Source organism: Streptomyces albofaciens JCM 4342, from assembly GCF_008634025.1.
Lineage (GTDB): Bacteria > Actinomycetota > Actinomycetes > Streptomycetales > Streptomycetaceae > Streptomyces > Streptomyces albofaciens.
This window is the reverse complement of record NZ_PDCM01000001.1, coordinates 2,556,011-2,578,951: the sequence shown is the minus strand read 5'-3', so window position 1 is coordinate 2,578,951 and position 22,941 is coordinate 2,556,011. Positions and strand designations below refer to the sequence as shown.

The 22,941-nt window shown below is 73.5% G+C and carries 15 protein-coding genes; 3 read left to right on the top strand and 12 right to left on the bottom strand.

The annotated features are described in order from the left end of the window. Positions 1 to 10: 10 nt before the first annotated feature. Both pyk and CP973_RS11565 read right to left on the bottom strand, forming a co-directional pair. A complete protein-coding gene (pyk, locus tag CP973_RS11570; RefSeq protein WP_150239917.1) occupies positions 11 to 1,447 on the bottom strand; it encodes a pyruvate kinase in 1,437 nt (478 codons plus the stop codon). Between the two features lie 165 nt (positions 1,448 to 1,612). Further along, positions 1,613 to 2,359: an SIMPL domain-containing protein gene (locus tag CP973_RS11565; protein WP_150239916.1), complete on the bottom strand. Its 747-nt coding sequence runs from the start codon at positions 2,357 to 2,359 to the stop codon at positions 1,613 to 1,615. A 193-nt stretch (positions 2,360 to 2,552) separates the two neighbouring features. On the opposite strand from CP973_RS11565, the gene CP973_RS11560 reads away from it, so the two are divergent. After that, on the top strand, positions 2,553 to 4,355 hold the full coding sequence (locus CP973_RS11560; RefSeq protein ID WP_150243457.1) for a bifunctional metallophosphatase/5'-nucleotidase: 1,803 nt from the start codon (positions 2,553 to 2,555) through the stop codon (positions 4,353 to 4,355). An 81-nt stretch (positions 4,356 to 4,436) separates the two neighbouring features. Here CP973_RS11560 and CP973_RS11555 read toward each other — a convergent pair whose 3' ends face one another. The 4 genes from CP973_RS11555 to CP973_RS11535 all read right to left on the bottom strand — a co-directional run bounded on the left by CP973_RS11555 (position 4,437) and on the right by CP973_RS11535 (position 11,655). Beyond that, the gene (locus tag CP973_RS11555) at positions 4,437 to 5,957 is read right to left on the bottom strand and encodes a lysine N(6)-hydroxylase/L-ornithine N(5)-oxygenase family protein (RefSeq protein WP_244409397.1); all 1,521 of its coding nucleotides are present in this window, start codon (positions 5,955 to 5,957) and stop codon (positions 4,437 to 4,439) included. Next, positions 5,954 to 7,711: a pyridoxal phosphate-dependent decarboxylase family protein gene (locus CP973_RS40775; protein WP_244409395.1), complete on the bottom strand. Its 1,758-nt coding sequence runs from the start codon at positions 7,709 to 7,711 to the stop codon at positions 5,954 to 5,956. Before CP973_RS40775 ends, CP973_RS11555 begins: the two co-directional genes overlap by 4 nt. A 301-nt stretch (positions 7,712 to 8,012) precedes the next feature. Further along, positions 8,013 to 10,676, bottom strand: coding sequence for an aminopeptidase N (pepN, locus tag CP973_RS11540; protein WP_150239914.1), 2,664 nt, complete (start codon positions 10,674 to 10,676; stop codon positions 8,013 to 8,015). A 103-nt stretch (positions 10,677 to 10,779) separates the two neighbouring features. Continuing rightward, a complete protein-coding gene (locus CP973_RS11535) occupies positions 10,780 to 11,655 on the bottom strand; it encodes a helix-turn-helix domain-containing protein (RefSeq protein ID WP_150239912.1) in 876 nt (291 codons plus the stop codon). Positions 11,656 to 11,897: 242 nt separating this feature from the next. Here CP973_RS11535 and CP973_RS11530 point away from each other — a divergent pair, with 242 nt between their 5' ends. Next, positions 11,898 to 13,679, top strand: coding sequence for a glycoside hydrolase family 35 protein (locus CP973_RS11530; protein ID WP_150239910.1), 1,782 nt, complete (start codon positions 11,898 to 11,900; stop codon positions 13,677 to 13,679). Positions 13,680 to 13,683: 4 nt separating this feature from the next. On the opposite strand, the gene CP973_RS11525 is transcribed toward CP973_RS11530, so the two are convergent. The 5 genes from CP973_RS11525 to CP973_RS11505 all read right to left on the bottom strand — a co-directional run bounded on the left by CP973_RS11525 (position 13,684) and on the right by CP973_RS11505 (position 20,738). Beyond that, positions 13,684 to 17,097, bottom strand: coding sequence for an endo-alpha-N-acetylgalactosaminidase family protein (locus CP973_RS11525; protein ID WP_425281958.1), 3,414 nt, complete (start codon positions 17,095 to 17,097; stop codon positions 13,684 to 13,686). Between the two features lie 211 nt (positions 17,098 to 17,308). Continuing rightward, a complete protein-coding gene (locus CP973_RS11520) occupies positions 17,309 to 18,466 on the bottom strand; it encodes a sensor histidine kinase (protein ID WP_150243453.1) in 1,158 nt (385 codons plus the stop codon). Positions 18,467 to 18,471: 5 nt separating this feature from the next. Continuing rightward, positions 18,472 to 19,230, bottom strand: coding sequence for a response regulator (locus tag CP973_RS11515; protein ID WP_167538317.1), 759 nt, complete (start codon positions 19,228 to 19,230; stop codon positions 18,472 to 18,474). After that, positions 19,205 to 19,549 carry a hypothetical protein gene (locus CP973_RS11510; RefSeq protein WP_150239908.1) on the bottom strand — a complete coding sequence of 115 codons (345 nt, stop codon included), beginning with the start codon at positions 19,547 to 19,549 and terminating at the stop codon, positions 19,205 to 19,207. Before CP973_RS11510 ends, CP973_RS11515 begins: the two co-directional genes overlap by 26 nt. Positions 19,550 to 19,928: 379 nt before the next feature. Further along, a complete protein-coding gene (locus CP973_RS11505) occupies positions 19,929 to 20,738 on the bottom strand; it encodes a S1 family peptidase (RefSeq protein ID WP_150239906.1) in 810 nt (269 codons plus the stop codon). A gap of 264 nt (positions 20,739 to 21,002) precedes the next feature. Between CP973_RS11505 and CP973_RS11500 the strand changes: the two genes are divergently transcribed. Continuing rightward, positions 21,003 to 21,926, top strand: a complete 924-nt coding sequence (locus CP973_RS11500) for a hypothetical protein (protein WP_150239904.1) — start codon at positions 21,003 to 21,005, stop codon at positions 21,924 to 21,926. Between the two features lie 30 nt (positions 21,927 to 21,956). Here the strand turns inward: CP973_RS11500 and CP973_RS11495 are convergent, their stop codons facing one another. Continuing rightward, on the bottom strand, positions 21,957 to 22,931 hold the full coding sequence (locus CP973_RS11495) for a hypothetical protein (protein WP_150239902.1): 975 nt from the start codon (positions 22,929 to 22,931) through the stop codon (positions 21,957 to 21,959). Positions 22,932 to 22,941 lie beyond the last annotated feature (10 nt).

Here is a 22,941-nt window from a genome sequence, read left to right as displayed (position 1 = left end):
CAGCGGCAGGCTACTTCGCCGATTCGTCCTCCCCGATGTGATGCACCCGGACGAGGTTCGTCGTGCCGGCGACGCCAGGTGGTGAGCCGGCCGTGATGATGACGGTGTCGCCGGGTTCGCAGCGGCCGATGCGCAGGAGTTCCTCGTCCACCTGGGCGACCATTTCGTCGGTGGAGTCGACCTTGGGACCGAGGAAGGTTTCCACGCCCCAGGTGAGGTTGAGCTGGGAGCGGGTGGCGGGTTCGGGGGTGAAGGCGAGGAGGGGGATGGGGGAACGGTAGCGGGAGAGGCGGCGGACGGTGTCGCCGGACTGGGTGAAGGCGACGAGGAACTTGGCGCCGAGGAAGTCGCCCATCTCGGCGGCGGCGCGGGCGACGGCGCCGCCCTGGGTGCGGGGCTTGTTGCGGTCGGTCAGTGGGGGCAGGCCCTTGGTGAGGATGTCTTCCTCGGCCGCGGTGACGATGCGGGCCATGGTGCGTACGGTTTCGGTGGCGTATTTGCCGACGCTGGTCTCGCCGGAGAGCATCACGGCGTCGGTGCCGTCGATGACGGCGTTGGCGACGTCGGAGGCCTCGGCGCGGGTGGGCCGGGAGTTCTCGATCATCGAGTCGAGCATCTGGGTGGCGACGATGACCGGCTTGGCGTTGCGCCTGGCCAGTGTGATGGCGCGCTTCTGTACGACCGGGACCGTTTCCAGCGGCATTTCGACGCCGAGGTCGCCGCGGGCGACCATGATGCCGTCGAAGGCGGCCACGATGTCGTCGATCGCGTCGACGGCCTGCGGCTTTTCGACCTTGGCGATGACGGGCCGGAAGCGGTTCTCCTCGCGCATGATGCGGTGTACGTCGTCGATGTCGGCGCCGCTGCGGACGAAGGAGAGGGCGATGATGTCGGCGCCGGTGCGCAGGGCCCAGCGCAGGTCCTCGCGGTCCTTCTCGGAGAGGGCGGGGACGGAGACGGCCACGCCGGGGAGGTTGAGGCCCTTGTGGTCGGAGACCATGCCGCCTTCGACGACCGTGGTGTGCACCTCGGTGTCCTGGACGCCGGTGACTTCGAGGGTGACCTTGCCGTCGTCGACGAGGACGCGTTCGCCGGGGGTGACGTCGGCGGCGAGTCCTTCGTAGGTGGTGCCGCAGCGGTGGCGGTCGCCTTCCACGCCGGGCCGGACGGTGATGGTGAAGGTGTCGCCGCGTTCGAGAAGTACGGGGCCTTCGCGGAACCGGCCGAGGCGGATCTTCGGGCCTTGAAGATCGGCGAGGACGCCGACGCTGCGGCCGGTCTCCTCGGACGCTTTGCGCACCCGCTCGTAGCGCGCCTCGTGGTCGGCGTAGGTGCCGTGGCTGAGGTTGAAGCGGGCCACGTCCATTCCGGCTTCGACGAGTGCCTTGATCTGCTCGTACGAGTCGGTGGCGGGCCCCAGGGTGCAGACGATCTTTGCTCGGCGCATGGTCCGACCCTACGACCTACTCATAGGTAGGGAACTGTGGGGAAGCGACTGCCCAACGGCCTTTGCGTGAAAGGCTCTTGACAACTAATTGAATGGGCGGGTCGGTGCTCCGATGAGCGGATTAGCGGGGTGGCCGAGGTGGGTCCGGTGTCCGGTCGTATGGGGTCACAGCTGTGGCCGCGTCATCGTGAAGCGGGCGTTGACCTGTGCGTAGACCTCCTGCCGGGCGGGTTCGAGGTCGAGGGCGGGGGCGGGGGCGCTCTCGGCGGCTCCGCCGTAGGCGACGGAGCGGAACGCGGCGCCGGGGACGGGCATCGGCGTGGCGTTCTCGGCGCCGGTGTCGGCGATTTCGAGGACGGCGTCGAGGCGCGCGCCGAGTGCTTCGGCGTATTCGCGGGCGCGCTGGACGGCGTCCTGTACGGCCTGCCGGCGGGCTTCGCGGTGGGCGGGCGAGTCGGGGCGCAGGGCCCACCAGGGGCCGTCGACGCGGGTGAGGTCGAGGTCGGCGAGGCGGGTGGTGAGTTCGCCGAGGGCGGTGAAGTCGGTGAGGGTGGCGGTGATGCGGACGCGTCCGTGGTAGGCGCGGACGCGTTCGTGGCGGCCCTTGGCGGTGACTTCGGGGGTGACGGAGAAGGCGCCGGTGTCGACTTTCTCGACGGCGTCGCCGTAGCTCTTGACGAGGGCGAGGGCCTGGTCGTTGCGGTGGGTGAGGTCCTTGAGGGTGGCGGTGCGGTCGGTGCCGCGGGCCTGGACGGTGATGTCGATCCGGGCGATTTCGGGGTCGGCCTCGATGTGGGCCTCGCCGCGGACGGCGAGGCGGGGCACGTCGGGGGTGCCGTACGGGAGGGGGGTGCCGCTCGGGGGAGGGGTGCTGTTCGGGAGGGTGGCGGGCCGGGTGTCGGGGTCGGTCATGGGGGCAGCCTGGCACGGGGCGGGGCGTTTGTCAGGGAGCGGTCCGGCGGCGCGGTCATCTGATCGCAACCTGTAAGGGGTGTTGTGGATGAGGTTGCTGAGCCAGAATCTACGCGCGTTGTCCATGGGTGTCGTGGCTTGCGTCGTTGTCGTGGCCGCCGCCCGCCGCCGTGTTTCGTCAAGGGAGATGTACATGCCGCTCGGCCGTAGGAAGTTCCTGGGGAGTTCGGTCGCCACGGGCGCGGGGGCCGCGCTCATCGGTACGGCGGGGCCGGCGGCGGCCGCGCCGGTGTCCGGCGGCCGGGCGCGGCCCGCGCGGCGTTACGCGTTCACGGTGATGGGGACGACGGATCTGCACGGCAATGTCTTCAACTGGGATTACGCGACCGACGCGGAATTCGACGACAAGGACCACAACGATGTGGGCCTGGCGAAGATCTCCACGCTGGTGCGGCGGGTCCGGGCGGAAAAGGGCGCGCGCCATACGCTGCTGATCGACGCCGGTGACACGATCCAGGGCACGCAGCTGGCGTATTACTACGCGAAGGTGGAGCCGATCACCGGTCCGCACGGTCCGGTGCATCCGATGGCGAAGGCGATGAACGCCATCGGTTATGACGCGGCGGCACTCGGTAATCACGAGTTCAATTACGGCATCGAGGTGCTCCGCAAGTTCCAGGACAACTGTGATTTCCCGCTGCTGGGGGCGAACGCGGTGGACGCGAAGTCGCTGCGTCCGGCGTTTCCGCCGTACTGGATGAAGCGGCTGCGCACGCCGTGCGGCCGGGATGTGAAGGTGGCGGTGCTGGGGCTGACGAATCCCGGTATCGCGATCTGGGACAAGGCGCATGTGCAGGGGAAGCTGGCGTTTCCCGGGCTGGAGGAGCAGGCCGCGAAGTGGGTGCCGAAGCTGCGCTCGATGGGTGCGGACGTGGTGATCGTCGCCGCGCATTCGGGGGCGAGCGGCACCTCGTCGTACGGGGACCAGCTGCCGTACGTGGAGAACGCGGCGGCGCTGGTGGCGGAGCGGGTGCCGGGGATCGACGCGATCCTGGTGGGGCACGCGCATGTGGAGGTGCCGGAGCGGCGGGTGGTGAACCGCGCGACGGGCCGCGAGGTGGTGCTGTCGGAGCCGCTGAAGTGGGGCCAGCGGCTGACCCTCTTCGATTTCGGCCTGGTGCTTTCGCGGGGGCGCTGGTCGGTGGAGTCGGTGTCGGCGAAGGTGCTGAATTCCAACACGGTGCCGGAGGATCCGCGGATCACGCGGCTGCTGCGTACGGAGCAGCGGAAGGTGGTGGCCTATGTCAATCAGGTCATCGGGCGGTCGAAGGCGGAGATGACGGCGGCCGAGGCGCCGTACAAGGACACGCCGGTGCTGGACTTCATCGCGTATGTGCAGGCGGAGGCGGTGCGGAAGGCGCTGGCGGGCGGGGAGCACGCGAAGCTGCCGGTGTTGTCGCAGGCGTCGTGTTTCTCGCGTACGGCGGCGGTGCCGGCGGGGAACGTGACGATCCGGTCGATGGCCGCGCTGTATCCCTTCGACAACACGCTGGAGGCGCGGATCCTGACCGGGAAGCAGCTACGGGACTATCTGGAGTTCTCCGCGCGGTATTACGTGCGGACGCCCGCGGGCGGACCGGTCGATCCGGCGAAGCTGACCAATGCGGACGGCATCCCGGATTACAACTATGACGCGGTGAGCGGCGTTTCGTACGAGATCGATGTCGCGCGGGAGCCGGGGCGGCGGATCGGGAAGCTGATGTTCGGGGGCGAGCCGGTCGCGGACGACGCGCGGTTCGTGCTGGCGGTGAACAACTACCGGGCGAGCGGTGGCGGTAATTTCCCGCATGTGGCGAAGGCGCCGCAGGTGTGGGCCACGTCGGAGGAGATCCGCAACGTGATCATCAACTGGGTGAAGGAGACCGGGGAGATCGACGGCGCGCGGTTCGCTTCGGTGGACTGGCGGCTGACCCGGGACGGGGTGCCGGTGTTCTGAGATCCGGCGTTCGCGGGGCCCGAGGTCCCGGCCGTACGGAAGGCCCAGGTGTCCGTGTGTGCGGAGCCTGGGCCGGGCGGGTCAGGGGTTTTCGATGAGGGTGGAGTTGGGGCGGGGGGCGCGGGTGGCGGAGCGGGGTGGTGAGGGGCGCAGGCCGAAGGTGGTGAAGGCGGTGCGGTTCGGCAGGGGGTAGGCGGGGCGGCCGGTGAGGGTGTTGAGGATGGTGGCGCTGCGCCAGGCGGCGAGGCCGAGGTCGGGGGTGCCGACGCCGTGGGTGTGGTGTTCGGCGTTCTGGACGAAGACGGAGCCGGTGACGCAGGGGTCGAGGACGAGGCGCTGTTCGGTGTCGATGCGGGGGCGGACGGCGGCGTCGCGGCGCATGTACGGGTCGAGCGCGGCGAGCAGGGTGTCGGTGCGGGACGGCCGGTAGCCGGTGGCGAGGACGACGGCGTCGGTGGTCAGCCGGCTGCGGGCGGCCTGGTGCGGGTGTTCGAGGTGGAGTTCGACCTTGGTGGTGCCGACGCGGCCGGCCGTTCGGACGGTGACGCCGGGGGTGAGGGTGGCGTCGGGCCAGCCGCCGTGGAGGGTGCGCCGGTAGAGCTCGTCGTGGATGGCGGCGAGGGTGCCGTGGTCGATGCCCTTGTGGAGCTGCCACTGGCCGGGCAGCAGTTCGTCGCGTACGGGCTCGGGGAGGGCGTGGAAGTAGCGGGTGTAGTCGGGGGTGAAGTGTTCGAGGCCGAGCTTGCTGTATTCCATGGGTGCGAAGGCGGCGGTACGGGCGAGCCAGTGCAGCCCTTCGCGGCCGGCGGGGCGGGCGCGCAGCAGGTCGAGGAAGACTTCGGCGCCGGACTGGCCGCCGCCGATGACGGTGATGTGTTCGGCGGCCAGCAGGCGTTCGCGGTGGGTGAGGTAGTCGGCGGAGTGGAGGACGGGGACGGCGGGGGCGTCGGCGAGCGGTTTGAGGGCTTCGGGTACGTGCGGGACGCTGCCGATGCCGAGGGCGAGGTTGCGGGCGTAGGCGCGGCCCAGGGACTCGGCTTCGCCGTCCGCGCCGATCCGGGTGTGGTCCACTTCGAAGGCGGCGCGGTCCGCGTTCCAGCGGATGGCGTCGACCTGGTGGCGGAAGTGCAGGTCGGGGAGGTTTTTACTGACCCAGCGGCAGTAGGCGTCGTATTCGGCGCGGTGGAGGTGGAAGCGCTCGGCGAAGTAGAAGGGGAACAGCCGTTCCCGGTGTTTGAGGTAGTTGAGGAAGCTCCAGGGGCTGGTGGGGTCGGCGAGGGTGACGAGGTCGGCGAGGAAGGGGACTTGGAGGGTGGCGTCCTCGATGAGCAGGCCGGGGTGCCAGTGGAAGGCGTGGCGCTGTTCGTAGAAGGCGGTGCGCAGTCCGGTGAGGGGCTGGGCGAGGGCGGCGAGGGAGAGGTTGAAGGGGCCGATGCCGATGCCGATGAGGTCCAGCGGCTCGTCCGGGGTGCTGATGGAGCGGGTGCCGGCGGGATCGGGATCGGGTTCGGTGCCGGCGGTGCGGGTCCGGGGCGGGGTGTCGGCGCCGGGGCTCGGGGAGGGCAGTTGGAGGGTGGCGGCGTCGGGGTGGGGGGTGCTCATCGGGGGGTGTGGCCTTCCACGAGTTTCAGGAGGGAGGTGAGGTCGTCGGTGGTGGTGTGCGGGTTGAGGAGGGTCGCCTTGAGCCAGAGCCCGGTGGGGGTGGCGGCGCGGCCGAGGACGGCGCGGCCGCGGTGCAGGAGGCGGCGGCGGATGGTGGCGACGGTGGCGTCGTCGGTGCCTGCGGGACGGAAGAGGACGGTGCTGAGGGTGGGGCGGGAGTGGAGTTCGTGGGCGGGGTGGGCGTCGACGAGGTCGGCGAAGGTGCGGGCGGCGGCGAGGGTCCGGTCGACGAGGTCGGCGAGTCCGGTGCGGCCGAGGGCCTTGAGGGTGACGGCCATCTTGAGGACGTCGGGACGGCGGGTGGTGCGCAGGGAGCGGCCGAGCAGGTCGGGGAGGCCGGCTTCGGTGTCGTCGTCGGCGTTGAGGTAGGCGGCGCGGTGGGCCAGCGGGGCGAGGTGGCTGGTGGCCGGGACGGCGAGGAGGCCCGCGGCGACCGGCTGCCAGCCGAGTTTGTGCAGGTCGAGGGTGACGGTGTGGGCGCGGTGCAGGCCGGCCAGGAGCGGGCGGTGGGTGTCGCTGAAGAGAAGGGGCCCGCCGTAGGCGGCGTCGACGTGGAGGCGGGCGCCGTGGGTGTCCGCGAGGTCGGCGAGGGCGGGCAGCGGGTCGATGGCGCCGGTGTCGGTGGTGCCGGCGGTGGCGCAGACGAGGACCGGCGGGCCGGGGGTGCCGGGGTGGTGGAGGTCGGTGAGGGCGTTGTGGAGGGTGTGGGGGGCGAGGGTGCCGTCGGGGGTGGGGAGGATGAGCGGCTCGGGGAGGCCGAGGAGCCAGGCGGCGCGGTGGATGCTGTGGTGCGCGTTGGCGCCGCAGACGACGCGGAGCGGCTCGGTGTGCCGGGCGCGGGCGTGTTCGCGGGCGAGCAGCAGGCCGAGTTGGTTGGACTCGGTGCCGCCGGTGGTGACGAGGGCGTCGGGGCGGTCGTCTTCTGGTCGGTCGGCCCTTGGTCGATCGGCCCCTGATCGGTCGTCCCCTGGTCGGTCGTGCTCCTGCGGACCGGCGGGTGCCTCCGGCGGGGCGGTTTCGCGCCGGCGGGCAGGGGCCTCGGGCCGGCGGGCAGGGGCCTCGGGCCGGGCGGTCCGGTACGGGTGGGCGATCCCGTACGGGTGGGCGATCCCGTACGGGTGGGCGGGGTCGGTCAGGGCGCCGGTTCGGGGTGCCTGGGCGGGGCGGACGGGAGCCCCGGCTCGGGGCGGCTGGGCGGGGTCGTCCGGGGGCGTGCCTGAGCCGTCCGGGGGCGCGTCGGATTCGTACGTACGGCTGGGGGTGCCAGGTGTGTACGGGTAGACCAGGGCGGCCAGTTCGCGGGCCGTACGGGCTTCGAGGGCGGAGGCGGCGGGGGCCTGGTCCCAGGAGTCCATGGACGGGTTCAGGACGGCGGCGGCCAGGTCGGCCGCGGCGGCGACGGCCAGCGGCGGGCAGTGCAGGTGGGCGGCGCAGTGCGGGTCGGCGGGGTCGGCGGCGCCTTCGGCCATGCCGTACACCAGGGAGCGCAGTGCTGCGTGGGGCCCGCTGCCGGTCTCGGGGAGGACCGGGCCCGCGGCCTCCCGCAGCCGCGCGGCGACGCGGCCGGGGCCGCCCGCGGGCAGCGGCCCGCCCCGGGCTTCCGCACCGTCGCGCAGGGCGTCGAGGACGGTGCCGAGGAGCGGGCGCAGGGCGTCGGGGCCTGCGGCTCCGCCGGCGAGGGGCGGGGTGTTCATGGGGCGGGTCCTTCGGGTGCACGACAGCGGGCACACCACAGCCTGGCCGGGGCCGGGTGATGTGCCTGCCGAGCCGGGCGAGCTCAACCCGAAAGGGGGACCGGGGCGAAGGGCGGCGCGGTGGTGATCGCTTGGCCTGGTATGCGGGGCGGGCCCCGGCCCGCGCGCCGGGGTGCCGAGAACGCACTCGGGCTGCCCTGCCCCCGCTACTCCCGCGCCGCCGCCTCGCCCCTTGCTGTTCCCGCTACCCCGGGCCGCCCCACCCTGTTGCTCCCGCTACCCCCGCTGCTCCCCTACTCCCCTACTCCCCCTCACCCCGTACCCGCAGCGCCCTCCGCAGGTCGTCGAGCTGGTCCATGAGTTTGCGGCGCAGGGCCGGGGACGGGTCGGCGGTGCGCAGGCACTCCTCGCCCAGGTGGAGGGTGGTGGTGTCGACGAGGGGCGTGGGGAAGGCGTAGCGCCCGGCGGCGTCGGCGAGGGCGGGGCCGCGGCGGGCGGCGAGGGCCACCGCGGCGGGGAAGTAGCGCTCGGCGTAGGGGCGCACCAGATCGAGCTGTTCGGGGGCCCAGAAGCCGGCCGCGGTGGCGTTGAAGAGGTGGTTGGACAGGTCGGTGCGCTCGTCGGTGGCGAACAGGGCGTCCCAGGCGGCCTGCTTCGCGGCCGGGTCGGGCAGTGCGGCGTGGCACGTCGCGGCGCCCTGGTGGCCGGTGGCGCTGGGGTCGCGGGCCAGTTCGTCCTCGATGGCGGCGGGGGTGGTGGCGCCGAGGACGGCGAGGCGGCCGAGGATGCGCCAGCGCAGTTCGGGGTCGAGGAGGGGACCGCCGGGGACGCTGCCGCCGGAGAGCCAGTCCTGTATGCCGTCGGGGGTGGTGGCGCTGTCGATGAAGAGGCGTACGGCGACCAGGCGCGGGCCCTGGCCGTCGCCGTTCTCCGAGCCCTCGGTGCGGCGCAGGATGTCGCGGGCGATCGTGCTGAGGGTGTTCAGGGCGGCGGGCCGGTCGGCGGCGGGGAGGTAGCGGTCGGCGATCTGGGTGCGGGCGAAGGCGACGGCGCCGGAGAGGATGGCGATGTCGGTTTCGTACGGGAGGTGGGCGCGGGCGGCGTCCAGGTAGGCGGCGGGGGGCAGTTCGCCGTCGCGGACCATGTCGCGGGCGGCGTTCCAGATGACGGTGCGGGTGAGGGGGTCGGGCAGGCTGGAGAGGGCTTCGCGGGCCGTGTTCCAGGAGGTGGGGTCGAGGCGGACCTTGGCGTAGGTGAGGTCGCCGTCGTTGAGGAGGATCAGGGCGGGGCGGGGGCCCGGTGCGGTGTGCGTGGGCTGCGGGGCGGCGCTGTCCGGAGCGGCGCTGTCCGGGGCGGCGCTGTCCGGGACGGTGTGCCCGCGCCCCGGAGTGGCGCTGCCCGGAGCGGCGCTGTCCGGGGCGGCGCTGTCCGGGACGGTGTGCCCGCGCTCGGGGGCCGGTGCGGGGAGGTCCCAGGCGAGGTGGTCGCGGGCGACGAGACGGGTGGGGTCGGCGGGGTCGCGGTCGTACAGTCCCGCGGTGAGGTGGTGCGGTCGGGTGCCGTCCCGGTCGACGCGCAGGGTCCAGCCGCCGTCGGGGGCCGTGCCGACGACGGGGGTGAGGGTGTCGACGCCGGTGGTGCGCAGCCAGCTCTCGGCCCAGGCGTGCACGTCCCGGTCGGTGGCGCGGGCGAGGGAGTCGATGAAGTCGGCGAGGGTGGCGTTGCCGAAGCGGTGGTGGGTGATGTGGGCGTTGACGCCGGCGAGGAAGTCCTTCTCGCCCATCCAGGCGACGAGCTGGCGCAGGGCGGAGGCGCCCTTGGCGTAGGAGATGCCGTCGAAGTTGAGCCGGGCGGAGGCCGTGTCGGGGACGTCCTCGGGGAGGGGGGCGACGGGGTGGGTGGAGGGGCGCTGGTCGGCGTCGTAGCCCCAGCCCTTGCGGGTGATGCCGAAGTCGGTCCAGGTGTCGGTGAAGCGGGTGGCCTCGGACAGGACTTGGTAGCCCATGTATTCGGCGAAGGACTCGTTGAGCCAGATGTCGTCCCACCACGCGAGGGTGACGAGGTCGCCGAACCACATGTGGGCCATCTCGTGGGCGATGACCATGCCGCGGGTCTGGCGCTCGGTGTCGGTGACGGCGGAGCGGTGCACGAACTCGTCGCGGAGGGTGACCAGGCCGGGGTTCTCCATGGCGCCGAGGTTGAACTCGGGGACGAAGGCCTGGTCGTAGGAGTCGAAGGGGTAGGGCTCGTCGAAGAGGGTGTGGTAGCGGTCGTAGCAGCGGCGGGTGATGTCGAGGATCTCTTCGGCGTCCGCGTTCAGATACGGGGCCAGGGAGCGGCGGCAGTGGATGGCGAAGGGCAGGCCGGCGTGTTCGGTGCGCACGGAGTGCCAGGGGCCGGCGGCGACGGCGACGAGGTAGGTGCTGATGGGCGGGGTGGGGGCGAGCGTCCAGCGGTTGGCGGCCCGGTCCTGGAGGGTGGCGGTGCCGTTGCCGAGGACGGTCCAGCCGGGCGGGGCGGTGACGGTCAGCTCGAAGACGGCTTTCAGGTCGGGCTGGTCGAAGGCGGCGAAGACGCGCTGGACGTCCTCCATGAACATCTGGGTGTAGACGTAGGTCTCGCCGTCGGCGGGGTCGGTGAAGCGGTGCATGCCCTCGCCGGTGTGGGAGTACGGCATGGTGGCTTCGAGGTGCAGTTCGTGCTCGCCCGCGGTGAGGCCGGTGAGCGGCAGGTGGTTGCCGTCGAGGGTGGCCGGGTCGAGCGGGCGGCCGTCCAGGGTGGCGGAGCGCAGCTCGGTGGGTTTGACGTCGATGAAGGTGTCGCCCGCTATGCGCGCACTGAAGCGGACGGCCGTGCGGGAGTGGAAGTGGTCGGCGCCGTGGGTGAGGTCGAGGTCGACCGTGTAGCGGTGGACGTCGAGGAGTCGGGCTCGGGTCTGCGCCTCGTCGCGCGTCAGTGCGGGCATGTCCTCATGCTGCCGTACCCCACTGACAGCGCGCACTCGACATCCGGCTTTCCCGGCCGGTGGCGCCCCGTGCGTGCGGTGCGTGCCCGCGGTCGTGGCCGTCTCACCCGATGCGCGGCGGGTCGTCGGGGTCCGGTACGCGGGTGGACCAGCCGCCGGGGACGCTGTGGCCCTGGCGGGCGCGGAAGCGGACGGGCGCGGTGCCGACGCGGCGGGTGAACAGGCGGCTGAAGTAGGCCGGGTCGGTGTAGCCGACGCGGCGGGCGACGGCGGCGACGGGCAGTTCGGTGGCGGCGAGCAGTTCCTTGGCGCGGCCGAGGCGGATGGCGAGCAGGTAGTCCTTGGGGCTGCAGCCGGCGCCGCGGCGTACGGCGGTGCGCAGGGCGGCGGGGGTCATGCCGTGGCGGGCGGCGTGTTCGGCGACGGACAGCGGCAGGAACGCGTCGCGGGCGAGGGCCTGGAGCACGGGGTCGCCGTCCGCGTCGGTGTCGGCGCGGGCGCGGCGCAGGGCGACGAGGAGTTCGTGGACGGCGGCGGCGGTCTCCACCTCCAGGAAGGGGTTGCCGCGGCGGGCGGCGCGGGTGATGCGGCCGATGGCGGCGCGTGCGGCGGCGGTGTCGGCGAGCGGGACGAGGGGGTGGTCGGGTTCGATGTAGCCGAGTTCGGTGTAGGTGGTGGTGGCGGGGCCGGTGAAGTCGACGAAGCTCTCGTCCCAGCCGGTGTGCGGGTCGGCGCCGTAGTGGTGGGTGACGCCGGGGACGAGCCACAGCAGGGCGGGGGCGGTGACCGGCCGCCGGGTGCCGTCGGGCGCGGTGTACCAGCCGCGTCCGGCGCCGATGACGACGGCGACGTGGTGGTCGAGGGCGCGGGGTCCGACGGGTGGCAGGGTGCCGTGCTGGAGCCCGACGCCCAGGCACACGAGGCCGAGCCGGTGGTGGACCGGGCTCGGTGTGAAGTACCGCATCCAGGTGTGGTACACGCGGGCGTCCTCCCGTCTGCTCCTGGCCGGGCCGGGCCGCGGCCGGACGTGACCGTCCACAGCTGGACGTGACCGGACGTGACCGGCCGGTGTTCCGGTCCGCCTCCCGTCCGCTTCCCGTCCGTACGTGCCTGGTCCCGGCCCCGTTCCGTCCAATCAACGCCGATCTTTGTCCATGGACCCGCGTGCCGCCAGAGGCCAGGGTGGGCCGGGGACCGGGTGGAGCGGACGGGACGGGCGGCATGGGCGAGTTCGTGGTGGGTGAGCGGGACTTCGAGCGGGACGGGCGGCCGGTGCGGCTGCTGTCGGGCGCGCTGCACTACTTCCGGGTGCACGAGGCGCACTGGGGCCACCGGCTGGCGATGCTGCGCGCCATGGGCCTGAACTGCGTGGAGACGTATGTGCCCTGGAACCTGCACGAGCCGCGGCCCGGCACCTACCGCGATCCGGAGGCGCTGGGCCGCTTCCTGGACGCGGTGTCGGCGGCGGGCCTGCCGGCGTTGGTCCGGCCCGGTCCGTACATCTGCGCCGAGTGGGAGAACGGCGGGCTGCCGCACTGGCTGACCGGCCCGCTGGGGCGGCGGGTGCGGACCCGCGACCGGGCGTTCCTGCGGGCGGTGGACGCGTGGTTCGGGCGGCTGCTGCCGCAGGTGGTGGCGCGGCAGTACGACCGCGGCGGGCCGGTGGTGATGGTGCAGGCGGAGAACGAGTACGGGTCGTACGGCAGCGACGCGGCGTACCTGGAGCACATGGTGGACCTGCTGCGCGGCCTCGGCGTGACGGTGCCGCTGTTCACCTCGGACGGGCCGGAGGACCACATGCTCACCGGCGGTTCCGTGCCCGGTGTCCTGGCCACCGCCAACTTCGGTTCAGGGGCGCGCGAGGCGTTCGCGGCACTGCGCCGCCACCAGCCGGGCGGGCCGCTGATGTGCATGGAGTTCTGGTGCGGGTGGTTCTCCCACTGGGGTGACGCGCTGGTGACACGCCCTCCTGAAGAGGCGGCTGGGGTGCTGCGGGACATCCTGGAGTGCGGTGCGTCGGTCAACGTCTACATGGCGCACGGCGGGACGAACTTCGGCGGCTGGGCGGGGGCGAACCGGGCAGGCGAACTGCACGACGGTGCGCTGCGGTCCACCGTGACCTCGTACGACTACGACGCGCCCCTCGATGAACGCGGGCGTCCCACGGAGAAGTTCCGCCTCTTCCGCGAGGTGCTGGCGGCGTACGCCCCCGGCCCGCTGCCCGCACTCCCCGAACCGCCGCCGGTCCTTGCCGCGCCCGTACGGGCCGAGCCGGCCGGCTGGGCGCCGCTCGCGGACGTGCTGGACGCCCTCGGTGGACCGGAGGTGGAGTCGGGTGTGCCGCCGACGTTCGAGGACCTGGACGTGGACCGGGGCGTGGTGCGCTACCGCTTCGAGGTGCCCGGCCCGCGCGGGCCGTTCCCCCTGCGGGTGGCGGGGCTGCGCGACCTCGCGGTGACGTACGTGGACGGGGTACGGGGGCCGACCCTGGACGCGGAGGAGGCGGAGATCGGCGCGGCGGTGACCGGGCCCGCCACCGTGGAGCTGTGGGTGGAGTCGCTGGGGCGGGTGAACTACGGGCCGCGGCTCGGGGAGCCGAAGGGCATCACGGGCGGGGTGCTGCACGAGCGGCAGTACTTGCACGGCGTACGGGCGCGCGGGCTGCGGCTGGACGCGTTGGAGGACGCGGCGGCCGTACGGCGGGTGCCGTTCCGGGACGCGGCCCGAGGTACACCCGGAAACGGAATACCGGGCCTCCACCGGGCCACGCTGTCCGTCCCCTCCCCCGGTGACGCCGCCCTCGAACTGCCCGGCTGGTCCCGCGGCTTCGCCTGGATCAATGGTTTCTGCCTGGGGCGTTACTGGGCGGTGGGTCCGCAGCACACCCTGTACGTGCCCGGGCCCGTGCTGCGCGCGGGTGCCAATGAACTGCTCCTGCTGGAGCTGGAGGGCGCCCCCACCGGCGAGGGGGAGCGGGCAGGGGCGCCCCGTCTGGTACCCTGACGCGTCAGCCCTCCCGTACCTCCCCTGCCTCCCGCACCTCCTCTGACTCCCACACCTCTCCTGCCTCCCGGATCGCCCGCACCTCCCGCACCTCGAACGCGTCCAGGACGAACTCCGCCTTCCCGTCCTTGCCCGTCTTGCGCAGCCCCACCCACGCCTCGCCGCTCTCCGGGGCGGTGAACTCGTAGGTGTGGGTGACGGGTCCGGTGGCGACGGGCAGCGGGGTGCGGGCGAGTTCGCGGCCGGCCGGTTCGTCGACAGCCGTCACCCAGGCGTACTGCCCGGCCCTCTCGTTCTCGTAGCGGAAGCTCACCCGGTAGCGGCGCCCGGGGACGAAGCGCACGGTGTGCGGCACCGTGCGGTACACCAGGCCCTCGTTCTCGCCACGGGACTTCAGGGACTGGCCGCCGTCGACGACGTCGTCCACGGCCTTGCCGTTCCAGCCGCGCTGGGTGAAGGGCGCGTGCCGCTGCGCGATGTGCGTACGCGGGTCGGTGACCCGGCCCGCGTCGCCCTTGACGAAAGGGCCCCAGCCCTGTGGTACGTGCTCGAAGTCCTCGTACGCGACGGTGCCCGGCCGGTGCGGGGGAACCGCGGGCACGACCCGCACGTTGTCGAAGCGGACGCGCGCGGTGCCGGCCGCGGCCCGCAGGGTGAGGGTGACCGGGCCGCCGCCCTCGGGGACGGTGAAGCGGGTGAACATCCGCTGGAAGCGGGTGCCGTGCTTGCGGTCGGCGGCGACGAAGTTCGCGGCGGTGGAGGTCTCGGTCCAGTTGGCGGCCGTGACGCCGTCGCCGGTGCGCACCTCCAGGGTGGCGCGGCGCCGCTCCCCCGGCCGGGCGCCCACCTCCACCTGTACGGAGGCCGCGTACGTGCCGGGCGCGAGGCGGGCGAGCCGCTGGCCGACGGCTGCCGCGCCGCCCGCGCCGACGACCAGCTCGTAGTCGCCGAGCGGGCTCACCTCGACCGTGGCGGGCCCGCTGACCTGCCAGGCGTCGAGGGTGCCGGAGTGGAAGCCGGGGTCGGCGACCGGCGTGCCCTCGCCCCAGCCGGGCCCGCTCCCCCGCCCCCACCCCCGGCCGCCCTGCGCCGGCGCGGGCCGCCTGTAGAGGACGTACGGCTGCCCGGCCTCGGCGGTGACGGTGACCTTGCCGCCGCGTACGGCCAGCCGCCGCATGCCGCTCCGGCCCTGGTCGGTGAGCCGGTACAGGTACACGCTCCGGGCGCCCGACCAGCCGCGCGGCAGTGTCCAGGTGGTCGTGCCGCCCGCGGGGTTGTAGTGGTAGAGCTTCTCGGGGTCGGTGGCCCGGCGCGGTTCCCAGGGCAGCAGATAGCGGCCGTCCTCGTAGACGAGCCGTCCGTCGGTGGTGATCCGGCGGGTGCCGCCGGTGTCCGTGACGGCGGTGGCGGTCGGCCCCTCGAAGGTGATCTCGTGGTCGCGCCAGGTGCGGATCGGGTACGCCTGAAGGTACTTGGCGGGCAGCGCGTCCACCCAGATGATCTTGTAGAAGGCGTGCCAGTCGGTCTTGCCGACCCAGCCCTCGAAGTTGCCCATCCGGGCGCCGCCCAGCAGCGTCGGCCACTTGTCCGCGAACACGTCCTTCTGGTGGTTGCGGACGAAGCGGATGAGCCGGGAGTTGACGCCGCGCGAGGAGTCGCCGCCGTAGTCGGTCTCGTTGGCCCAGTGCGACCACAGGGCCGAGCGTTCCAGGCCGTGGCTCCATTCGGTGGCCACCTGCCAGCCCTGCTCGCGCAGGTGGCGCTGGAGCCGGTCGGAGTTCCAGCCGGATTCGCGGAAGACGTCGATGTAGAGGGTGTTCAGGGCGGGGTCGGTCTCGGCGCGCAGCTGCCGGAAGCGGCGGACGATGTCGCCGGAGACCAGGTCGCGGCGGGCGTCGATGCGGTAGGACTGGTCGAGCCAGTCCCACTGCTCGTCGTTCTTGTCGACGAGGGTCTCGGAGAAGGCGTGCGCGACGGGGTAGGACTCGGTGGCGTTGACGTGCACGGCGAAGTCGCTGTGCCACGCCTTCCCGGCGCGCAGCAGGGTGTTGAGGTCGGCGAGTCCGCCCGCCCGTTCGTTGTAGTTGCCGCCGTAGTCGGGGTGGGCGGAGTCGTGTCCTTCGGACTGGTAGCCCTTGAGGAGTGTGAACTGCCGCAGCCCGTCGGTGGCCAGCGCGATCCGCTTGACGTTGTCGAGGGTGGCCAGGAAGGGGTTGGTGGCCTGGCTGGCGAAGTTGAACGGGATGTGCGCGACGACGCGCAGGTGCTGCTCGTCGGCGCCGGGCGGGCTGACCATGATGTCGCGCAGCGCGATGGCGGCGTCCTGCCAGTCGGCGGTGCCGTCGCCGTTGCGGTCGCGGGTGAGGATGACGGTGGCGTACGGCAGCGGCTCGGTGTCGGCCATGGGCGCGGTGGCCGCGCGGTGGGTCCACTGGCCGCAGCCGAGGCGGGCCCAGCGGTGACCGCCGCTCTGCACGGTCCGCCGCCACAGCCGGCCGTTCTCCCAGGTGGTGGCCCCGGCGGGCTTGTCGTACACGGTGTTGGTCTCGACGGCGGCGGCCAGCCGGCCGGTGGCGGCGACCGCGTAGGCGCAGCCGGCGGGCGCGGCGTCCACGGGGGTGGTGGGCGTGATCCGTACGAGCGTGTCGCCGCTTCCGGCCTTGTCCAGGTCGATGCGGGCGGCGAGCAGCGCGGCACCGGGCTGGTCGTCGCGGACGCTCAGCAGGGCGAGCCCGGGGATCTGGAGGGTTCCCACGCGCAGGGCCGGGGTGTCGGCGATCCTGGTGACGCGCCAGTCGACGCGCCATCCGTGGACGGCGATCTCGGCGTCGATCTCGGTGCCGCCGTCGAAGGCGAGTGTGTAGCGGACGCGTCCGGCGGCCGGGCGGGCGGTGATCCGCGGGGTGCGGGCGGTGCCGTCGATGACGACCTGCGTGACGGCGTCGGACTGGCCGTACAGGACGGCGCCGGTGCCACGGTCGGTGTACGAGACGACGCGCGGGAACGCGGTGTCGACGCGGACCTCCAGCACGTCGGAGCGCAGCACCGCCTCGGCGGCCGCGCGGGGCCGCGAGCCGGCCGCGTCGGCGTGCGCGCTGCCGCCGCCGAGCGGGAGGGCGCCCGCGATCCCGGCGAGCGCGGTGCCGATGACGATCTTCCTGCGGCTGGGACGGCCCTGGCCCGCGCCCACCGGCCCCTCGGCAGTTGCCGGATCCCCCACGCCCGCCGACTCCTCGGCAGCTGCCGGATCCCCCACGCCCGCCGACTCCTCGGCAGTTGCCGGATCCCCCACGCCCGCCGACTCCTCGGCAGCTGCCGGCTCCCCCACGCCCGTCGGCTCCTCCGCGCCCGCCGGTTCTCCCGCGTCCCCCGGCTCGGCCGCGCCGGTCCGGCCCTCCGCACCCGTACGTCCGTTCACGTGCGCTCTCCGTCCTCCGCGCCGGCACTGTCCGTTCGCGGGACAGGGTGCTGGGTGCGCGGCGCGCGGGACCATGGACAAAGGCGCGGCGGGTGTTGGACTAACGGGCGGTGCCCAGGGATCGGTGGGTGCCCAGGGATCGGTGGGTGCCCAGGGGCCGGTGGCTACCCGGGGACGACGGGCCCCCGGGGGGCCATACGGCACATACCGCTCACCCCTCCCCCCGCCCCACCTCCTCCCCCAGCGGCAGCACCGCCCGCACCTCCCATCCGCCCTCCGGCGCCGGTCCCGCGGTCAGGCGGCCGCCCATCGCCTCGGCCCGTTCGGTCAGGCCGGCCAGGCCGAAGCCGCCGCCGCGGGCCTGTTCGGCCAGGCGGGCGGGGTGTTTGCCGTCGTCGGCGACGCGCAGTTCGAGGCCGTCGGGTACGGCGCGGATGCCGATGCGTACGGCGGTGGCGTCCGCGGCGTGCTTGCGTACGTTGGTGAGGGCTTCGCGGACGATGCGGAAGACGGCCGCCGCGACCTCGGCGGGGACCGTCTCGTCGAGGCCCTTGTCGATGTGCAGGGCGACCGGCGGGCCGGTGCGCGCGTAGGTCTCGGTGAGGGTGCGCACCTCGGCGAGTCCGGCGAGCGGCCGGTTGCGCGCGGCGCCCTCCCGCAGGACGCGGACCAGGCGGCGCATCGCGCTCAGCGCCTCGCCGCCGGAGGTCTCGATCCGTTCGAAGGCGGCGCCGGCCCGCGGCCCGTCGAGCGCGGTGAAGCGGGCGGCGCGGGCCTGGACGACGATTCCCGTGACGTGGTGGGCCACCAAGTCGTGGAGTTCGCGGGCGAGTTCCAGGCGCTCGGCGGAGCGTACGGCGGCCAGGTCCCGCATCCGCTGGGCGTCCTGCCAGCGCAGGATCATCGAGTACGCGCTGACGACGACGGTGAGCACACCGTAGACGACGGTCCACAGGCCCAGCCGGATGTCGCGCATCGGGGCGAGGACGCAGGCCAGGCCGAGCATCGGTCCGAGGACGGCGGCGGTACGGCCGGGGGCGCGGTGCACCACGCCGGTGAGCAGGACCAGCAGGGCGATGCCTTCGCCCAGGCCCCACACCTTCAGGGCGTGCTGTCCGGCGATCAGGACGGCCGAGCCGGCCAGGGAGACGGAGGCGGCGGTCCAGGCGCGGACCTTCAGGGGGACGCGCGCGTACGGCACGGCGCACAGGCAGACGACGACGGCGGTGGCGACGACGGTCGCGTGCGGGCGGGTGGGCTGGCGGGCCAGCGCGACGGACTCGAAGCCGACGAGGAAGAGCAGCACCGCGGCCAGGGCGATTTTGGCGGCGGCGGCCTTGCGCGGGTGGGCGCGGGCCCATCCGGACATCGGGCTCACGGCCCGTCCGCGCCACCGGACGCGCCACCGGACGGACCGCCGGACGGGCCGCCGGACGCGCTACCGGACGGGCTGCCGGACGCGCCACCGGACGGGCTGCCCGTGGCGAGCCCGCTCTCCCACGCCCAGGCGGCGATCTCGACCCGGTTGCGGGCGTCCAGTTTGGCCTGGACGTTGGCGAGGTGGGTCTTGACCGTGGACAGCGAGACGTAGAGTTCGGCGGCGATCTCCGCGTTGGTCCGGCCTCGGGCGAGGGCCCGTACGACGTCCTGTTCGCGGTCGGTCAGCGGCTCGGCGGGGTGGCGGGCGCCGCCGCCGGCCGCCGCGGGGGCCAGTTCGCGCAGCAGCCGTACGGTGATGGCGGGCGAGACCAGGGCGTCGCCGACGGCGGCGGCGCGCACCGCCTCCACGAGCATGGCGGGGCTGGCGTCCTTGAGCAGGAAGCCGGAGGCGCCGCCGTGCAGCGCGGCGTGCACGTACTCGTCGAGGTCGAAGGTGGTGACGATGACGATGCGCGGTGTGTGCTCGTCCTCGGGGCGCTCGGCGAGCCGGCGGGTGACCTCCAGGCCGTCGACCTTGGGCATGCGGATGTCGAGGAGCAGGACGTCGGGACGGAGCCGTTCCACCGCGGACAGGGCCGCCGCGCCGTCCACGACGTCGGCGAGGACCTCGATGTCCGGCTGACTCTCCAGGATCATCCGGAAACCCGTCCGGACCATCTCCTGGTCGTCAGCGATGACCACACTGATCGCCATGTGTCCCTCGCCCTGTCCGTGCGCCGTGCGCCGCGTGCTCGGCAGCGGGCCCGGCCGCGCCCGCTGCTTTCCATCTGACCTGCGGTGATCGCACCCCGCAACCGCTGGGCGGGCCCGGTGCGCGGTGGGCGGCGTAGGTGTACGTGGCGGTGGGGTCGGCCTGGAGGGCAGGGCCCCGGCCACCGAGCAGCAGCCAGGCGAGGGTCCCGGCGGAGGCGGCGAGCAGCAGGACGGCGAGGACCGTCGCGCGCTGGTCGCCGGGGCGCTCGCCGGGCGTCGGGGGCCGGGCCGCGCGGCGGGGGCGGGGGTCGGTGGTCACATGGCCCACGCTAGGGAGGGGCCGTACGGGCGGGCATCGGCTGTCCGGTCATCCGTGGCGCCCGCGCACCCGGCCGAAAGGACGAGCGGGGTCCCGGCGGCCCTGGGCAAAGGTCCCGGGCGCGGGGGCGGCAGCGGGCGAGACGCGACCGCGCCCCGGAGACCGTACGGCCTCCGACGTGACCGCACCCCGGAGACCGCACGATCCCCGAAACACGACCACGCCCCAGAGCCATACGCCCCCGAGACAGGACCGCCTCCCGGAGGCCGCACGCCCCCAAACACGACCACACCCCAAAGACCCCATCCCCCGAAACACGTCCGCGCCCCAGAGGCCGTACAGCCTCCGGGGCGCGAAACCTACTCTGCCGCGTGCCCGGTCAGCCGGCCAGCCCGTCGGCCGCCTTCTTGATGTCCGCGGCGAAGGTGCTCACCTCGGTGTAGACGCCGGGCTTGCCGGGCCGGGCGCAGCCCTCGCCCCAGCTGACGATGCCGACCTGGAGCCACTGGCCGGCCTCGTCCTTGCGGAACATCGGGCCGCCGGAGTCGCCCTGGCAGGTGTCGATGCCGCCGGTGTCCAGCTGGCCGGCGCAGATCTCCTCGCCGGGGGTGAGCTGGTCGCCGTAGGCCTTCTTGCAGGTGGCGTCGTCGACGAAGGGCACCTTGGCCTTGAGCAGGTAGCGCTGCTGGTCGCCGCCTTCCTTGTCGGCGCCCCAGCCGGCTATGCCGAACTCGCCGCTGGTGAGCTTGTCGTCCTGCGCGATCTTCAGGGTCGGCAGGTCGATGGGCTTGGCGAGCTTGATCAGGGCCCAGTCCTTGCCCTTGCCGTTGTAGCCGGGGGCCTGGAGGACCTCGGTGGACTTGACGCTGACGGCCTTGGAGTCCTGGAGGTCGACCACGCCCGCGGTGGCGGTGATGTCGGTGTTGGGGCCGCTGCCGTTCACGCAGTGGGCGGCGGTCAGCACGATGTCCTTCGCGTACAGGGCGCCGCCGCACCCCATCGACAGGCGGACCATGAAGGGGAATTCGCCCTGGCTCGCCTTGGTGCCACCGACGATCTTCGTGTGCACGGGGCCGGGCTCCGGGGCGGGGGCGGCGGCGGTGGCGGCCGCGGGCTGGAGGCTGGCGGCCGCCAGGGCGACGGCGCCGACCGCGGTGACTCTGCGGAGGTGCTTCAGGTAGCTGCGCAACGGGCTTCCTTTCGTGGGGGGGGCACGCGATGTCAGGCCCATGCCAAACGCGAGAACCGGAAAGGACCGCCGAAAATCGTGCGCGGAAGACGGCAGCACGCCACAAGGCGTCCGGACCCAGTGGGGGGTGAGCCCGCAAAGCGCCCTTGGATTATGTGGAGTCGGCGATCACAGTGGCAAGGGTGTACATCCGGCCAACTCCTGTTCTACCCGCTCCGCGTACGGCCCATACCGGGCGTTCCCGGCGAGCCGTACAGTGGACGGGTGGCGGCGACGGGGAGTCCGGGCGGTTCCAACGGCGAGATCGTGCACGGCTATCCGCACCTGGACACGGTGCGCGCGGCCGTCACCGCGCTCTACAAACGCCTCTCGTACGACACCGTGCGCACCTTCGACACCAGCGTGCTGCCCGCCGAAGTCGCCTTCGACGACGAGGAGGAGCTGTACGCGGGCGCCCAGCGGGTGGCCCGCGCCATGGTGCGGCACCTGCGCCTCCCCGACGCGCGCGTGATCGTCGCGTTCCGCGACATGAACCTGGCGGCCAACGTCGAACTGGCCGCGGGCCCCGAGTACTTCGTCGAACTGAACACCCGCTTCAAGACCCACCGCCGGGACATCGGCGCCGCCCTGGCCCACGAGGTGATGCACGTCTACCTGCACCGCCTGGACCTGTCCTTCCCCGGCACCCGCGCCAACGAGATCCTCACCGACACCGCCACCGCCTACCTGGGCGCGGGCTGGCTGCTGCTGGACGCCTACCGCGAACACGGCCCGTTCTCGCAGAAGCTGGGCTATCTGACGCCGGAGGAGTTCGGCTACGTCCTGGCCAAACGGGCGCTGCTCTTCGGCGAGGACCCGGCGCCGTGGTTCACCAGCCCGCAGGCGTACGACGCCTACGCCGAGGGCCTGGCGCTGGCCCGCCGGGACGGGCGGCAGCCGCCGCTGGCCGCGGCCGGCTGGTCGGGCCGCCGCCGCTACGCCAGGGACCGGCGCGCGGCCCAGGACCCGCGGCGTGCCGGCCGGCCCGGTGGCCCTGAGCCGGCCGGCGGCTACGCCTTCGAGGGGCGCGCCCCGCTGCGTGTGTCGTTCCCGTGCCCGACCTGCCACCAGCGCATCCGCGTCCCGGTGCGCGGCCGGCTGCGGGCCCGCTGCGCGCTGTGCCGTACGGAACTGGACTGCGACACGTAGCGGGCCCGCCGGGCCGGCCGGAAGAACGCCTCAGCCGTGGCAGGTGACCTTGACGGGCCCCGCGCCGTGGTGGGCGCGGTCGCGGCCCGGCCCGTGGTCGATGCCGCGGTCCAGCAGCTTCACGGCGATCTTGCCCTGGCGGACCTCGAAGGTGCCGCCCGGCTGCCAGCTGCCGCGGTGCCCGGTCTGGTCGATGGTGAAGCTGCCGTACTTCGAGTCCCGGTCGAAGGCGTCGGTGAGCACGTGGTACGTGGTCGGCCGGCCGTTCACGTCGGGCTCGCTGGGGCCCTCGGGCACGTAGACGGAGATCTGGCAGGAGCGGGACTCCGGGCCCGGCGCGAACCACCACATCACCCGGCCCTTGGCGTCCTTATTGGCGTCGCCGGACATCGGTACGGAGGTGAACTGGCCGCTGCAGCCGCCCTCGCGGGTGCTGCCGCCGGTGAGGCCGTACCAGCCCTTGCCGCCGTCGTTGTAGGCGCCCTGCTCCTGGTAGCCGCCGCCGGGCGGGGTCGGGCAGCCGGGGCCCGCGAGACCCGTGTAGGTCACCTTGGCGTTGGCGCCGGCGCCGCGCGGCTTGTCGTCGGGCTTCTTGGCGTCGGGGCTCGGGGTGTCCTTCTTCTCCGGGGCCTTGGGGGGCTTGGCGGGCGCGCCGGCGCCGCCGCCCGGTGCCGGGGCGCCGGGCGTGGGCGATGCCGGACCGGCGGACTTGCTGGGCTTGGCGGCCGGCGCCGGAGCCCCCGTCTTCGTCGGCTGCGGCTGCTTGGCGGCCGCGACGGCCTGCTCCTGGCCGTCACCGAAGCGCACCTGGGAGGCGCCGAGGGTGGCCAGGGCCACCGCGCCGACGCCGACACCGGCCAGCACGGGCAGGCCCAGCGCCGTCTTCCACACCCGCCGGCCGGGCGCCAGGCCGCGCTTGGGCGTGCGCGCCCCCTTGGCGAAGGTCTCCGCGAAACCGGACCGGGACGGGCCGTCCGGTCCGGCGTTCTTGTTCGGCTGTGACAACGGGGTTTCC

Coding starts and splice junctions, on each gene's coding strand:
- CP973_RS11515 (WP_167538317.1), bottom strand. CDS start 19,230: ATGGCGATCAGTGTGGTCATCGCTGACGACCAGGAGATGGTCCGGACG.
- CP973_RS11560 (WP_150243457.1), top strand. CDS start 2,553: ATGCCGCTCGGCCGTAGGAAGTTCCTGGGGAGTTCGGTCGCCACGGGC.
- pepN (WP_150239914.1), bottom strand. CDS start 10,676: ATGCCCGCACTGACGCGCGACGAGGCGCAGACCCGAGCCCGACTCCTC.
- CP973_RS11530 (WP_150239910.1), top strand. CDS start 11,898: ATGGGCGAGTTCGTGGTGGGTGAGCGGGACTTCGAGCGGGACGGGCGG.
- CP973_RS40775 (WP_244409395.1), bottom strand. CDS start 7,711: ATGAACACCCCGCCCCTCGCCGGCGGAGCCGCAGGCCCCGACGCCCTG.
- CP973_RS11520 (WP_150243453.1), bottom strand. CDS start 18,466: ATGTCCGGATGGGCCCGCGCCCACCCGCGCAAGGCCGCCGCCGCCAAA.
- CP973_RS11555 (WP_244409397.1), bottom strand. CDS start 5,957: ATGAGCACCCCCCACCCCGACGCCGCCACCCTCCAACTGCCCTCCCCG.
- CP973_RS11565 (WP_150239916.1), bottom strand. CDS start 2,359: ATGACCGACCCCGACACCCGGCCCGCCACCCTCCCGAACAGCACCCCT.
- pyk (WP_150239917.1), bottom strand. CDS start 1,447: ATGCGCCGAGCAAAGATCGTCTGCACCCTGGGGCCCGCCACCGACTCG.